This window comes from Mucilaginibacter sp. 320_HR, assembly GCF_059691875.1.
In genome coordinates this window covers 1060310-1074828 of sequence record NZ_JCAWAI010000001.1, presented here as the reverse complement: position 1 = coordinate 1074828, position 14519 = coordinate 1060310, and the positions used below count along the sequence as shown (strand labels likewise).

At 45.9% G+C, this 14519-nt stretch carries 11 protein-coding genes; 2 read left to right on the top strand and 9 right to left on the bottom strand.

All coding sequences use genetic code 11. The annotated features are described in order from the left end of the window. Window positions 1-22: 22 nt before the first annotated feature. Window positions 23-2599: an FtsK/SpoIIIE family DNA translocase gene (locus tag AC59GT_RS04835; protein WP_497236575.1), complete on the bottom strand. Its 2577-nt coding sequence runs from the start codon at window positions 2597-2599 to the stop codon at window positions 23-25. 197 nt (window positions 2600-2796) lie between these two features. Here AC59GT_RS04835 and AC59GT_RS04830 point away from each other — a divergent pair, with 197 nt between their 5' ends. After that, the gene (locus tag AC59GT_RS04830; RefSeq protein ID WP_497236574.1) at window positions 2797-4119 is read left to right on the top strand and encodes an MFS transporter; all 1323 of its coding nucleotides are present in this window, start codon (window positions 2797-2799) and stop codon (window positions 4117-4119) included. Window positions 4120-4236: 117 nt separating this feature from the next. On the opposite strand, the gene AC59GT_RS04825 is transcribed toward AC59GT_RS04830, so the two are convergent. The 7 genes from AC59GT_RS04825 to AC59GT_RS04795 all read right to left on the bottom strand — a co-directional run bounded on the left by AC59GT_RS04825 (window position 4237) and on the right by AC59GT_RS04795 (window position 10356). Beyond that, the gene (locus AC59GT_RS04825) at window positions 4237-4926 is read right to left on the bottom strand and encodes a DUF1345 domain-containing protein (RefSeq protein WP_497236573.1); all 690 of its coding nucleotides are present in this window, start codon (window positions 4924-4926) and stop codon (window positions 4237-4239) included. A 73-nt stretch (window positions 4927-4999) separates the two neighbouring features. Beyond that, window positions 5000-5203, bottom strand: coding sequence for a YwbE family protein (locus AC59GT_RS04820; RefSeq protein ID WP_117384038.1), 204 nt, complete (start codon window positions 5201-5203; stop codon window positions 5000-5002). 76 nt (window positions 5204-5279) lie between these two features. Next, window positions 5280-6635, bottom strand: coding sequence for an argininosuccinate lyase (argH, locus tag AC59GT_RS04815; RefSeq protein WP_497236572.1), 1356 nt, complete (start codon window positions 6633-6635; stop codon window positions 5280-5282). 478 nt (window positions 6636-7113) lie between these two features. Further along, window positions 7114-8178 (bottom strand): M20 family metallo-hydrolase, encoded by a 1065-nt coding sequence (locus AC59GT_RS04810; protein WP_497236571.1) that lies wholly within the window; start codon window positions 8176-8178, stop codon window positions 7114-7116. Between the two features lie 113 nt (window positions 8179-8291). Then, a complete protein-coding gene (locus AC59GT_RS04805) occupies window positions 8292-8654 on the bottom strand; it encodes a single-stranded DNA-binding protein (RefSeq protein ID WP_497236570.1) in 363 nt (120 codons plus the stop codon). An 11-nt stretch (window positions 8655-8665) separates the two neighbouring features. Continuing rightward, on the bottom strand, window positions 8666-8956 hold the full coding sequence (locus AC59GT_RS04800) for a hypothetical protein (RefSeq protein ID WP_117384042.1): 291 nt from the start codon (window positions 8954-8956) through the stop codon (window positions 8666-8668). A gap of 149 nt (window positions 8957-9105) precedes the next feature. After that, window positions 9106-10356, bottom strand: a complete 1251-nt coding sequence (locus AC59GT_RS04795) for a DUF2130 domain-containing protein (RefSeq protein ID WP_497236569.1) — start codon at window positions 10354-10356, stop codon at window positions 9106-9108. A gap of 270 nt (window positions 10357-10626) precedes the next feature. Between AC59GT_RS04795 and AC59GT_RS04790 the strand changes: the two genes are divergently transcribed. Then, window positions 10627-11127 carry a hypothetical protein gene (locus tag AC59GT_RS04790; protein WP_497236568.1) on the top strand — a complete coding sequence of 167 codons (501 nt, stop codon included), beginning with the start codon at window positions 10627-10629 and terminating at the stop codon, window positions 11125-11127. Between the two features lie 247 nt (window positions 11128-11374). On the opposite strand, the gene AC59GT_RS04785 is transcribed toward AC59GT_RS04790, so the two are convergent. Then, window positions 11375-14425 (bottom strand): glycosyltransferase family 117 protein, encoded by a 3051-nt coding sequence (locus AC59GT_RS04785; RefSeq protein ID WP_497236567.1) that lies wholly within the window; start codon window positions 14423-14425, stop codon window positions 11375-11377. Window positions 14426-14519 lie beyond the last annotated feature (94 nt).

Sequence of the window (14519 nt, the reverse complement as noted above, 5' to 3'; positions counted from 1 at the left end):
GATGACGGCCGCTCTAATTGGTTTAATCGCGAGGCTTCTGTAGTTCTTCCAGGTGGCGTTCTAGGCTGTATTCATCGGGGAAAAGCACATCACGAGCTTTGCTGCCTTCAAATGCTCCAACAATACCTGCTGCTTCCAGCTGATCTATAATGCGGCCGGCACGGTTGTAACCCAATTTCATTTTACGCTGTATAAGGGACGTAGAGCCTTGCTGGTGCAGCACAATAAGACGGGCTGCGTCTTCAAACATCGGGTCACGGTCATCTGGATCAAACTCTTTAGCGCTGCTTCCTGCTTCCCCGTCGCCAACATATTCAGGCAGGTACATTGCAGTTGCATAACCACGCTGATTACCTATGAATTCAGATATTTTTTCTACCTCGGGAGTATCCACAAAGGCGCACTGAAGACGTATAAGATCGCTTCCTGTAGACAGCAACATGTCCCCCCGTCCTATCAACTGATCTGCACCACCGGCATCTAAAATAGTACGGGAGTCGATCTTAGACAATACCCTAAAGGCAAGCCTTGCCGGGAAGTTGGCCTTGATGGTACCCGTGATAACGTTTACCGACGGACGCTGCGTAGCAATAACAAGGTGAATACCCACGGCACGTGCCAGCTGCGCTATACGTGCTATTGGCTGTTCTACCTCTTTACCGGCGGTCATCATCAAGTCGGCGAACTCATCTATTACCAATACTATAAACGGCAGGTAACGGTGCTTTTCAGGGTCGCTTATCTTACGGTTTACGAACTTGGTATTGTATTCGCGCAAGTTACGTACCTGGGCATCTTTCAGCAGGTCATAGCGCTGATCCATCTCGATACAGAGTGAATTTAGCGTATTTACCACCTTTTTAGTGTCGGTTATAATGGCATCTCCATCATCAGGCAGTTTGGCCAGAAAGTGTCTTTCTATTTTTCGGAACAGCGTAAGCTCCACCTTTTTGGGATCAACGAGTACAAATTTAAGTTCCGCAGGGTGTTTTTTGTAGAGCAGCGACACCAGTATCGCGTTTATACCAACAGATTTACCCTGACCTGTAGCACCGGCTACCAGCAAGTGCGGCATTTTGGCAAGGTCGGCAATAAATACTTCATTGGAAATGGTTTTACCCATTGCAATAGGCAGATCCATGGTATTGTTCTGCCATTTCTCGGTCGCGAGTACCGAACGCATAGACACCATCTCCGGATGTGAATTTGGAACCTCTATACCTATAGTTCCTTTTCCAGGCATTGGCGCAATAATACGGATACCCAAAGCGGCAAGACTCAACGCAATATCATCCTCCAGGTTCTTTATCTTAGAGATACGCACGCCCGGCGCCGGTATGATCTCGTATAAAGTAACTGTTGGACCAATGGTCGCCTTAATTTTATCAATCTCGATATTGTAATGATTAAGCGTCTCAACAATTTTGTTCTTGTTGGCCTCTAACTCATCAGTATTAACAGCGATCTTGTTAGAGCCGTAATTCTCCAGCAGGTCAAGCGTAGGGTATTTATAAGATGCTAATTCAAGCGTGTGATCATATGTGCCGAACTCATCAACCAGCGCCTTCGCTTTATCATCGTCGCTTTTCTCGATGTTCATTACTGGTGTGGGCCGTGCCACATCAATAGTAAGCGGTATCTCAGTTTCTTCTTCAGGTTCGCTTGGTGCGTATGGTTCAGGGGTGAGCACAACAGGCTCATGAATTATGGCATTTTGCACCAACGGTGCGGCAACAACCGGCTCTAAAGTCACGCTTTTCACGGCGTTTTCTGCGGCAACCTCGTTACGGGTGCGGCCATTACGTGGCCATTCTACCGGTAAAGATATCTCCTCCTCAACTAATTCAACAGGCTCCGGAGCAACACGATCGACATGATCCTCGTTGGTGCGTTCGCGGCGAGTGGGTAGTTTAAAATCTATGTTATAGGCGATGATAAGCACTGTTAAACCAGCAAATGCGAGTATGCCGCCGGTACCAGCGTGGCCAACCTGGGCACTAAGCAAACGATTGCTCCAATAACCAAATTCGCCTTCCAAGAAGTGCGGATAATCAATGATCATCCCGTGAATAAAGCCGATTGTTATAGATATAAAAACAATACCGAATAAGCAGTAAGCCAGCATTTTGGCAAGGGAGAACAAACGTATTTTAAACAGCAGCCTGAAACCAACTATAAAGAAAATAAATACAAAAATGAATGATGCTACGCCAAACCACTCAAAGATAAATTGATTTGCCAGCAGGGCGCCAAACTTACCCAGCCAATTATCTACTACGGGGCTGTTTACCCCGCTTTCCATTAGCTCTTTGGTGGTTTTAAACAAGTTGTGCCAGCCGCCGTTTGCAGGCGACACATAGCTTTGATCCTGCTCCCAGGTAAATAGGTAAGAGGTAAACGCGATAAGGAAAAACGCCGAAAGAACGATAAAGAATAAGCCAGTGATCTTTAAAACCCGTTCATCACGCAGCTGTCTGAAGGAAAACGCCTCCCGCTGAAGCCGCGAGGGCTTTGCTTTTTCGGCTTTACCGCCCTTAGTACGCGGTGCCTCTTCGTCTCTAAAACTATTTGTCCTGAACTGGTTTCCTTTTACTGGCATCCTTGCTGTATCTCCGGCTAATTTGCAAATATAAAGTTATCAAATAAAAGGTTTAATTTTTAATTTATATCTCGGTGTACATCAGTGTTTATCAATTTATTTGTGTGTTTTATTTCAACAAAACGAGCGTATAACTGCCGCCGTTGCAGGTTTATAAACCGGCAAAATGTTTATACCTTGCCAACCTATAAGCCATTATGAATACCTCAATCCCTCATCAGCACCTTACTACGGCAGCACGCATACGTTCTATTGTGGGCGGATCGCTGGGTAACCTGGTGGAGTGGTATGACTGGTATGTTTATTCCGCGTTCTCCCTTTATTTTGCAGATGCTTTTTTCCCATCAAGCAGCCAAACTGCCAAATTGCTTAATACAGCAGGCATATTCGCTATTGGTTTCCTGATGCGGCCAATAGGTGGCTGGCTGATGGGCACCTTTGCTGATAAAAAAGGCCGTAAAGCCGCGCTTACCTGGAGTGTACTGCTCATGAGCGCAGGATCGCTTATTATCGCAATAACACCTAACTTCAGCACTATTGGTGTTGCAGCACCACTACTGCTTGTACTTGCCCGCATAATACAGGGGCTTAGCGTTGGTGGCGAATACGGTACAAGCGCCACTTACCTGAGCGAAATGGCCGACAAAAAGCATCGCGGATTTTACTCCAGCTTTCAGTATGTAACACTTATTATGGGGCAGTTGCTGGCGCTTGGTGTGCTGGTATTGCTGCAGCGCGTGTTCATGACCGAAGAACAACTGCATACCTGGGGCTGGCGCATCCCATTTGCTATTGGTGCGGGTTTGGCGATCATTACCATGTACCTGCGCCGCAGCCTGCACGAGCCTGCCAGCTTTACTAACAAAGAGAATAAAGAAAAGCACGACCGAGGTACCATCAAGGCCTTACTGCAGCACCCTCGTGCTGTACTTACAGTTATAGGCCTAACACTTGGCGGCACCATTGCCTTTTACACTTTTACCACTTACATGCAAAAGTTCCTGGTGAATACCAGTGGTTTCAGCAAGAATACCGCTACCCTTATATCAACAATTACCCTCTTTGTATTTATGCTACTACAGCCGGTGTTTGGTATGCTGTCTGACAGGATTGGCCGCAAGCCGCTGCTTAATGCCTTTGGTATTTTAGGGACACTTACCACCGTACCCATTATGATGGCGCTGAGCCATACTAAAGACGAATGGACGGCCTTCTGGCTGATTATGCTGGCACTGCTGATTGTAAGTAATTACACCTCTATAAACGCTGTGGTTAAAGCCGAGCTATTCCCGGCGCATGTACGTGCACTGGGTGTGGGGCTGCCCTATGCCATAGCTGTTTCGGCATTTGGTGGTTCGGCGGAATATGTGGCATTACAGCTGAAGATATGGGGTCACCCCGAATGGTTTTACTGGTATGTTACGGTATGCATATTTGTATCACTGATCGTGTACATTACCATGCGCGACACGCATAAACATTCTAAGATAGAGGAGCACCCCAGTACAAACCCCCTCTAAATCTCCCCCTGAAAGGGGAGACTTGTTGTTTTGCATATAAAATTTTTAAAGCTCTCCCCTTCAGGGGAGGGTTGGGTGGGGTTATCTCCCCTTCAGGGCAGGGTTACGCGAGGTTTGTTACTTGGATACAAGTCCTGAAATCACATTAATGCTTAACGCCACAATTGCGGTGTTAAAGGCAAAGGATATAAGCCCGTGTGCCCACACCAGCCTGCGCAAACGGCGGGAGCTGATCTCGACGTCTGACACCTGGAACGTCATGCCTATTACAAAGGAAAAATACACAAAGTCGAGGTAGTCAGGCTCTTTTATATCACCGGGGAAGTCCAATCCGCCTGCAAGCGTTTTTTTGCCTTCTTCTGTAGAATAATACAGGTGCGCATACCGCATTGTATATACCGTGTGTACCAGCCACCAGGATACTACAACGGCACCCATGGCCAAAAAGATGTAAGCACCTACCGTCTCTTCCGACTGGCCTTTGGTCGACTTCAGTAAAAGGTACATAGCCACCAGGCTTACAAGCGAGGCACACATTACAAACAGGAAGATGAAATAACGGCTATTGTCTTCTATACTTGCCAGCTTACGAATATCCTTAGGGTGCGCCCACAGGATAACTATCCAATCGAGTACAATGATGCTTAATGCTATCGAGATCCAAACAATGAGGGTAACTGCCGGAACCGATGGTATATGCCTGGCAAGCAGGAATGCAATAACGCCGATTAGTAAGGACAGGTATAAACGATAATGCGCATCCAGGCGCAGCATAACATATTTTTTAGGATCGGAAACGGGTTTCATCTGATAAGTCTATGGTCTATAGACGAGGGAAAGGTCGGGAACTTATTTGAAGTATATACTATGCTGGCTGAGATTAAAAATCTTCTTCCACAATGTTGGCTACACGGCCCACTTGTCCGTCTTCCAACCGCACCTTAATGCCGCGGGAATGATACGTTGCGCTGGTGAGCAGGTCTTTTACCACGCCGCGTGTCAACTTTCCGCTCCGCTGATCTTTCTTGAGTATGATGTCTACCTCTAGTCCGGGATATATGTCTGCTCTGTTACGTCCGTGCATAATAATATTTTAGTCCGGAAGTCCGATAAGACCGATAGTCCGGAAGATGTTTTTTTGCTGGAAGTCCGGTTTACTTTTACTCTTTCGGACTTTCTGACTCACTAATCAACTTTGCAATAGCCTCATCAACCCTGGCAAAACCAAAGCTGCTGAGTACAACCCCCATTGCCGCGGTAATCTGCTCATTTTGCAAGTTACCTATGCTTCCTTCATGAGTATGGTTAACAGCTTTTTCAGGGTCGAAATTTCCCTGTTCAATATCAAGCCCTATTTGCTTGTAGGCATCGCGAAATGGAACACCGTTCAATACTGACTTATTCACCTCTTCTACGCTGAAAAGGTAAGCATACTTAGGATCGTCCAGGATATTCTTATTGACGCTGATGTTCTGCAGCATAAAGGTGGCCATCTCCAGACAGCTGAGCAGGTCGGTAAAGGCGGGGAACAATAGTTCTTTAAGCAATTGCAGTTCGCGATGGTAGCCCGATGGCAGGTTGGTGGTCATCAACGCAACATCATTTGGCAAAGCCTGCAGGCGGTTGCACTTGCCGCGCATAATTTCCCACACGTCCGGGTTCTTTTTATGTGGCATGATGCTGCTGCCCGTGGTCAGGTGCTCAGGGTAGCTTACAAAGGCAAAGTTCTGGCTTAGGTATAAGCACTGGTCCATAGCCATTTTAGCCAGCGTAGCCGCTATAGATGATAGCGCCTGCGCTATAATACGCTCCGTTTTACCCCTGCCCATCTGCGCGTAAACCACGTTGTGGTTCAGGCTCTCGAAGCCCAAAAGCTCTGTAGTAAGCGTCCTGTTCAGCGGGAACGACGAGCCGTATCCCGCGGCAGAACCCAACGGGTTTTTATTAGTGATCTTCCATGCGGCAAGCATCATCTCCAGGTCGTCCGCAAGGCTTTCGGCATAAGCGCCAAACCACAAACCAAATGAGGATGGCATAGCTACCTGCAAATGCGTGTAGCCAGGCAGCAACACTTTTTTATGCTCTTCGCTCAGGGCGATCAGCTGGCGAAACAATGTATCTGTTGCTTCTACCACGTCTTTTATCCTGCTGCGGAAGAAGAGTTTAAGGTCTACCAGAACCTGGTCATTACGGGACCGTCCGCTATGGATCTTCTTACCGGCATCTCCTATACGGCGGGTGAGCAGCATTTCTACCTGCGAGTGTACATCTTCTACCCCATCCTCAATGGTGAAGTTGTTATTTTGGATGTCGGCATAAATGGCTTTGAGCTCTTTTTGCACCAAGGCGAGGTCATCTGCGCTCATCAGGCCTATGCTCTCCAGCATGGTGGTATGAGCAAGTGAACCCAGCACATCAAAAGCGGCCATTTCACGATCAAGTTCGCGGTCGCGACCGACGGTGAAGGTTTCTACCAGTTGATTAACGTTGGTGGTTTTTTGCCAAAGCTTGCTCATGGTGCAAATATAGAATTAAATGGAATGTGGTAAGAACTATGTTACCTGAAGGCTCATTATCAAAGTCAGTAGTGATCGTTTGGCTTGTGCTTTTACTTTCTTTTTTTCCGCAAAAAAGAAAGTAACAAAGAAAAAACTCGCGGCTGTATAACAGGCTGTGCAAGGTAGTGTTTACCCGTTGCTTGTGCCACCCGCCTGTTCTAAGGCCGCAATATTCGGACTTCGATGGTCCTTCAGGCTCTGCAACTTAAGTACATTCATCACCACAATCATCCGTATAAAGCGCAGGGAACGACGAAAAACCGGGCCGGGGTAAAGGCCTGAGGGATGAAGGTTTTTTTCGTCTTGAACTTTTGCTTCTTTTCTTTCAAGAGAAAAGAAGTAGCCTCTGCGGCAATGAGCAGACAAGCAGTCAAGTCAGCACCTACTTTAAATTAAGAACAACCCGGTAGCCAATACCGTAACTAAACTGCTCAGATCAAACAATCTTTGAAAGCATGTTTATATACAACGCAATTCCCTCACCTATTTCATGAACATAGATAAACTCATCTGCCATGTGAGAGCGGGCGCTATCGCCGGGACCGATCTTGATTGAAGGAATGTCCAGCAGGGATTGATCTGAAGTTGTTGGTGAGCCATAAGTTTTGCGGCCCAGAGCTACACCTGCTTGTACAAACGGGTGATTCTTATCTATTGAAGATGGCTTAAGCCTGATGGAGCGTGGCTTTACATCGCATTGCACATGCTGACGGATGATCTCCAGTACTTCTTCATTACGGTAAGCGTCGGTAACGCGCACATCAACGGTAAAGGTGCAGGTGGCAGGTACTACATTGTGCTGAGAACCTGCGTTAATGATGGTGACCGACATCTTTATCGGACCAAAAACTTCCGACTCCTTAGGGAACCTGAAGTTGCGGAACCACTCGATGTCCGCCAAGGCTTTGTATATAGCATTCTCGCCTTCTTCGCGGGCAGCGTGTCCGGCTTTGCCGTGGGCGGTGCAATCCAGCACCATTAGTCCACGTTCGGCAATTGCAAGGTCCATCAATGTGGGTTCGCCTACTATACCAAACTCCAGCTTACCAAGTTCGGGAATAATCAGTTCCAATCCGTTAACACCTGATATTTCTTCCTCGGCAGTTGTTGCCAGGCAAAAGTTGTATTTAAGCCCTTCCTGCTCGTAATAGTACAGGAATACCGCGATGAGCGATACCAGGCAACCGCCTGCATCGTTACTGCCCAAACCATAAAGTTTGCCGTCTTCGGTTTTTGCGTCGTAAGGGTCGCGGGTGTAGCCGGAGTTGGGCTTTACGGTATCGTGGTGAGAGTTAAGCAGTATGGTTGGTTTTGCTGCATCAAAATGCTTGTTCCAGGCCCATATATTGTTGAGCTTACGATGGGTTTGCACATCATGCTGCTGCAGTACCTCTTCAATAAGATCAGCTGTGCGGTCTTCCTCTTTACTAAACGAGGGTATAGATATGAGTTGCTGAAGCAGCGTTATTGCCTGCTGCTGCAAAGTGGTTATATCGGCCATGATGTTTTGCACACGTTGCGGTGTCTGGCAAAATTACCTATTTTATGGCAGGTAGCAAATTAACCCGGTTTAGCTTAGTGTTAAATTATGCTGTTAAAACACACCAACGGCTACTAAATAGCCTCTATCCTACTAACACTAATTTCGACATCATACCGTTTTACATGCTGGTCATCTACAAACGAAATGGTATGCAGTTTCCCCTCCACGTAAACTGTTTGCCCTTGTTGCAACCTGATGTTTTTTAAAGCCTCGGGTATGTGTATGGTGTGGTACTCGTGATGCGGTATATTACCATCGCCGCGTTTTACATTTTCATGCGTAACCAGCGTAAAGTAAAGTTGTTCCTCGCCGCTCTTCTTCTGTTTATAAGGCTCCTTATATACCTCACCCAGCAGTATTGCCTTATTAACTCCGGTATTGCTCAGCATTGTGCGTTTGGGTGTCCCGTTTTCCTGTACTGCAGTGTTAACCATAACGGCAGGTATTAAATAAAACTTACGCTACCGCGATAGCGCTCTATATCTGTATCATGAAGGTTTATTAAGACTTCGGTATCATCTATACCGTCGGCCATTTGAAGCGGCTCGTGCATGATGCTAAAATAGGTATCGTACCCTGGCGGGAGCAGACGGGTAGTGGGCCGGGAACGCGTTGGCGTAAGCGTTATTTGTACTGAAGCGTTTTGCTTTTGAATGTTAATTGTTTTAGAAAGGCAGTATTTATAACCCTGCAGTACCAAATGCCTAACCAACGATCGGTTTAAGACAGCTTTCATAGAAGTAGTGTTTACTCCAAAGTTGCTTAAAAGAATATTGGACGAATGGGTATTAATACGTCTGAGCCAGCTGTATTAATACCCATTTAATTATTAATTACAGTAATTACGCCATGACTACAACAAATGGTGATTACCTTTTCTGCAATTTAATCAAGCAGAATAGGGTCCTCTTCATCACCTAAACTAAGATGTATCATGTCGCTGCCGGCAATACCCTCAATTGACCCTTTTATATGCGCTGCGTTAAGCAATACCTTTTCCAATTGCTTTTCACGGGCCTTCCACATCTTTTCCATAGCGTCACGCTCTTTTTGTATGGACAGACGCATGCCCATGTAACCTTCGCGTATGGCTTTCCATTGTTCAGAAAACTCGCTGCTGGTAAGGTAATCATATAGCAGGTGCATTTTGTCGCCCTTGTTGTGCTGCGCCTTAGCCATGTTGGCCAGCTTTACCACCCCATCCCTAAGGATGTATGATACCGCCTTCACTTCATCAAAGCTGCATATCCAAACCCCGTCGCGCTCGCCAAAACACTCCATACCTTTGGGGTAGCATTGGGTAACTATTACGGCAACATCCACATTCATGGCGCGCATGTCTTTCTTCAGCTTGTCTATCCAATCTCCGCCAAACGCGGTAGTACGTTTACTTTCATAAATAATCCTGCCGCACTCCTGCCCAAACTGGTTACGCACAGTTTGCACACAATCGGCTCCTCGCACGCCCTTACCAACCTCACTGATCACATCAAACGGAAAGTACTGTCGCAGCAGCTCTTCCAGTATTAATTCCTGCGCCTCGCCCTGCAACTGCATGGAGCCCTGTTCGGCACGGCGCTTCATTTCGTCAACCAGCCGCTTCTGGTCTTCCAGCTGCTTTTCCATTTCTTTCACCTTCAGCTGGTGCTCGGTATCTTTAATGGCGTAGCGCTCTGTTTCCTGTTTGCGTATCTGCTCGGCAAGTTCCGCACGCTGTTCTGCAAGTTTGCGCTGCAGGGCAAGTTCAAGTTCCTGCTCTTTTTGCTTCAGCACCTCTTCCCGCTGCATGTACTCCAGTTCTTTCTGGCGCGATTCCTTTAACTTTTCGGCACTGGCGTTAACCGAGTTCTGGAGCATGGTTATTTGGTTCTCAAAGTCGGTCGCTATGTTCTTACGCAGGTTTTCTTCTAATGAAGCCTGCAATTGTTTTTTTTCTTCTGTTATACGCTGTTCAAACAGTAACTGCTGTTGTTTTTCGCGGCTGGCAAATTCATCTTCCTTGCGGCGGTACTCGTCCTCCTTTTGCTTTTTAAAGTCGGCCATTTGTACACGCAACTGCTGCTTGTATTCTTCTGCCATCACCTCCTCTATCGGGAACCCATGCCCGCAGCTTGGGCACTTTACTTCTGTTGCCATAATTAATTTTAGTGGTACGAATTTCAGGATTTAGCGTGAATTTACGAATTATTACTTTGTCGCCTTCTCCACCATTGGCGTTATACCCTGACTTTATACAGTAAAACATTATTGCAGCACAGCACGTTAACAAGCAGGGAAACGCGGGAACGATAAGGGTCGGCCATAACCAAGGTTTTTTATTTGTTAATGTTTACAAACAAATTAGAATAGTAACGCTAGATTTGTCGCCCCTGGTTATCAGAAACATCTATCCAGATACTTTAATATATGATACAGCAGACATTATTTGAAGAGCTTTACAAGGATGCGTTTGATACCTTTAAGGCATTTGACGGGTTGATTGCGGTTGAAAGCGGCAGGGAACTGCACAAAGCTAAAATGCCTACTACCATATGGCAGATTATAAATCACCTAATAGCCTGGCACACTCACCAGATAAAAGTTTTGAAAGATCCTGCGCATAAAGCCGAGATTGACGAACTGGAGACCTGGATTGATGAAGAGCAAGCCAACAGCCAAAAAGAACTGGATAAAACCGTAGTTCTTTTTTACGACCTGCTGGATCAGGTAAAAAAACAAGCTAAAAAATTGAACCCCGAGGAAGAGCATTTTACCAGCAAAGTAAAGTTACTGCAGGAAATATCTACCCACCTGGCCTACCATGTTGGCGAGGTTGTACTCATCCGCCGCATGACCGGGAACTACCCAATGCCCCACCAAATGAAAGAGTTTTTAAACGGACACCACTACGCTAACGTTAACGCGTAGCAGGGAGTTGAAAACTCGTTGGCATTGCCTTTTTTTTGATGCCTTACTGCAATCAGCAGCTCCTTTTGCATTGAGTTGCATATGCTTCTGCGCAAATTTAAATTCACCTCCAAAAAATGTGGTTTTTGAAGGTTTTTGCTCGCGGCAAAATACCAAATTACGCGTAACAAAAGTAGCAGTGACAGCATCTTGTCACTAAAACTTCATCACCCGGCACTTTAACCAGGTGACAAAGTCTTCTTGTTAGTTATTGTATAGAGCTAAGTACTGATGCAAATTTAGTCTCGTAATCCTTCAGTTCGGCAGATAATTTTTTGGCTACAGCATCCTGGTGGGCGCGTATACTGGCCTCTACCAAACCGTTAAGTGCTTGTAAGCCAATATACACATCACGCTGATTAACCTTGTTGGCATCTGCAGTCATATTGTAGGCGTTATAATCCAGTTGATCGGTCAGGAAACTGTTAATATCATTAGTGATTTTATTAGCTAAACTAATGTCTCCCAGCCGATAAGCTAGTTCTACCATATACATTTTACGCTTGGCTATATCAATGTACGGATAAAGGTTTGGCAGTTCATCATCGCACTTATGCAATACTTTAATGGCCAAATCGCCGTGACCTTCCTTCTCCAATCCACGGGCCAGGTCAAGGAACGTTGTAAGCAGCACCGGGTAGAACATGTTACGCGATTCGTGATCTAAGTACCTGGCTGTCTTAAAATTACCATACTTAAATTTGGTCATCATATTATTGTACATCACCATAGTATTGGTTTTGCTTAATTGATCATGATTTGCAGTATCTGCTTTTAATGGCAGCAACCTATAGGTGAAGCCTTCCTTGTAAAGATATGGTTGTAAGCCGATTAGGTTTTCGCTACCCATGGTGGTAGTAAAGCATATCGGCCGTTTCCAGTTGTTGTGTGCAAGCATATCAAAAATGGCAAGGTTCTCCTTGGTAACATAATTGGAGGTGTACTTCCACTTCATTGTATCGGCGAGCAGCCCGCGTTGGTCAGGTGTTATTACCTTGTTTTTAAGTACATCATCCGGGTTAATACTCAGGCTGAAGTTCTTAGTTGGCAAATAGTTAACGTAATCTCCACCCTGGCTTTGGCCCTGCATGTTCCTGTCATCTGATGTCAGGAACTCAAATATGTCCTTTATTGGTGTGTAACCCGCTATTTTGCTGTCGCTATAATAGATTACGTCGCGTACGCCTTCTTTATACTTGTCATAAGGCATGGTGATAGGCAGCGGCGCGCTTTGGTTCATTGGCTTTTGCATCTGGCGGATGTACCAGTCGCCGGTGAACAGGCTCAGGTTAACTATTCTAACATCAGGCCGTATACCTTCAACTTCCTGGTCATACCACAACGAATAGGTATCATTGTCGCCATAGGTAAACAGTATAGCATTAGGCGGACAAGACATCAGGTAGTTATACGCCATATCATGCGGGGTAAGCTTGGTAGAACGGTCATGGCCGCGCCACTCTTTAAAGCCTATCAGCACAGGTGCTATCAGCAGGCAAATAATGGTGGCAACCAGCGCGGAAGTACGCGCATTTACCTTCTTTTTCATTAGATCGGCAATAGCAATTACCGACAGACCTATCCAAACTGCAAAGGCATAAAAGGAGCCCACATAAGAGTAATCGCGCTCACGGGGCTGTACACTTGGCTGATTAACATACAATACGACAGCTAATCCTGTAAAGAACCACAGTAAAGCTATTACCAGTGCATCGCGTTTTTTGCGGTTAACGTGGTATATCAAACCAACAATACCCAGCACGAACGGAATACCGTAAAGTGGGGTATAGCTTGGATCCTCAATAACAGATTTAGGCAGATGCCTCCCACCATCAAGCAAGCCGGTAGTCCAGTTACCGTCAATCGCTTCAGTGCTGGTTTGTCCGTCCTGGTCGTTATAGCGGCCTACAAAGTTCCACAGGAAATACCTGAAATACATCTGGTAAACTTGCCAGCTGGCCATCCACGCGAGATTATCCTTAAAGGTTGGCTTCTGAGTGTCGGCCATCTGCAACCAGCCGCGGTAAAATCCCACGTCGTTAGCATCGGTGCTGTACATGCGGGGGAATATGGTGGTATGGTCGTAAACATAGTTCGGGCGCTTACCGGCAACTTCGTACTTCTTCTCGCCTTTGCGATAAATAGTATTACCTTCTTTTTGGTCGACCACCTGGGCATCAAAATATGGCCCTGTAAGCAACGGGTTCTCTCCGTACTGGATACGATTGAGATAACCGTACATAATAAAAGGGTTATCCGGGTGCGAGTTGTTCAGGTTAGGATTTGCTGCCGCGCGGATAGGGATGTAAGCAAAACAACCGTAGCCAAAATAAATGAAAGCTACACATAGTAAAATAAGATTGAGTGCCGGTTTGCGCTTACGGATGCTGTATTGTATGCTGAATACAAGCGCTGCTACCAGCAATATTAGAAAGAAAATGGCGCCGACACCGAAACCCATTCCTAACGAATTCACAAAGAAAAAGTCGAAATAGGCAGCAAACTTAACTGTATAGCCACGGATGCCGTATTGCACCAGGCCGAGTATAACAACCCCTGTAAGAAAAGCCAAGATGGCACTTTTAGTATTGATATTTTTATACCTGCGGAAGTAATATACCAAAGCAATTGCTGGTATGGTAAGCAGGTTAAGCAAGTGAATACCTATGGATAAGCCGATTACATAAGCGATAAAAATGATCCACCTGTCGGCACCGGGCTCGTCTGCATGAGCTTCCCATTTCAATATTGCCCAGAAAACCACAGCTATACACAGCGAAGAAAGCGCGAAAACGATGGTTTCTACTGCAGAGAACCAAAAAGTATCTGTAAAAGCAAATGCCAATGCCCCTACCAAACCACTACCCATAATGGCAATGGTGTAAGCGTCGCCAAATTCATTCTTGCGCCCGGCCAATAGCTTTTTCGCCATAGCCGTAATAGTCCAGAAAAGGAACATTACCGTTGCAGCACTGGCTATTGCCGACATCATGTTGGTATAGAAAGGCACTTTAGCATTGTTTCCAAAGGATAGCAACGAAAACACCTTACCCAGCATGGCAAACATTGGATAACCCGGCTGGTGAGAAACCTGCAGGCGGAACGCGCAGGAAATAAACTCGCCACAGTCCCAAAAACTAACTGATGGCTCTAGTGTTAATGTGTAGGTGATTAAGGCTATAACAAAGCAAAGCCATCCTAAAAGGTTATTGATCTTATTGTACTGCATGAAATGATGAGGTGCTGATGAGCGGCGCAAATATCAGTAATTTTTATAACTTGTTTTGATTACCGCATGATGCGGGCCATCAATTTAACACAAATTAACTGTTAAAAGGTGCTTGTTATTAATC

Coding starts and splice junctions, on each gene's coding strand:
- AC59GT_RS04835 (WP_497236575.1), bottom strand. CDS start 2,599: ATGCCAGTAAAAGGAAACCAGTTCAGGACAAATAGTTTTAGAGACGAA.
- AC59GT_RS04830 (WP_497236574.1), top strand. CDS start 2,797: ATGAATACCTCAATCCCTCATCAGCACCTTACTACGGCAGCACGCATA.
- AC59GT_RS04825 (WP_497236573.1), bottom strand. CDS start 4,926: ATGAAACCCGTTTCCGATCCTAAAAAATATGTTATGCTGCGCCTGGAT.
- AC59GT_RS04820 (WP_117384038.1), bottom strand. CDS start 5,203: ATGCACGGACGTAACAGAGCAGACATATATCCCGGACTAGAGGTAGAC.
- argH (WP_497236572.1), bottom strand. CDS start 6,635: ATGAGCAAGCTTTGGCAAAAAACCACCAACGTTAATCAACTGGTAGAA.
- AC59GT_RS04810 (WP_497236571.1), bottom strand. CDS start 8,178: ATGGCCGATATAACCACTTTGCAGCAGCAGGCAATAACGCTGCTTCAG.
- AC59GT_RS04805 (WP_497236570.1), bottom strand. CDS start 8,654: ATGGTTAACACTGCAGTACAGGAAAACGGGACACCCAAACGCACAATG.
- AC59GT_RS04800 (WP_117384042.1), bottom strand. CDS start 8,956: ATGAAAGCTGTCTTAAACCGATCGTTGGTTAGGCATTTGGTACTGCAG.
- AC59GT_RS04795 (WP_497236569.1), bottom strand. CDS start 10,356: ATGGCAACAGAAGTAAAGTGCCCAAGCTGCGGGCATGGGTTCCCGATA.
- AC59GT_RS04790 (WP_497236568.1), top strand. CDS start 10,627: ATGATACAGCAGACATTATTTGAAGAGCTTTACAAGGATGCGTTTGAT.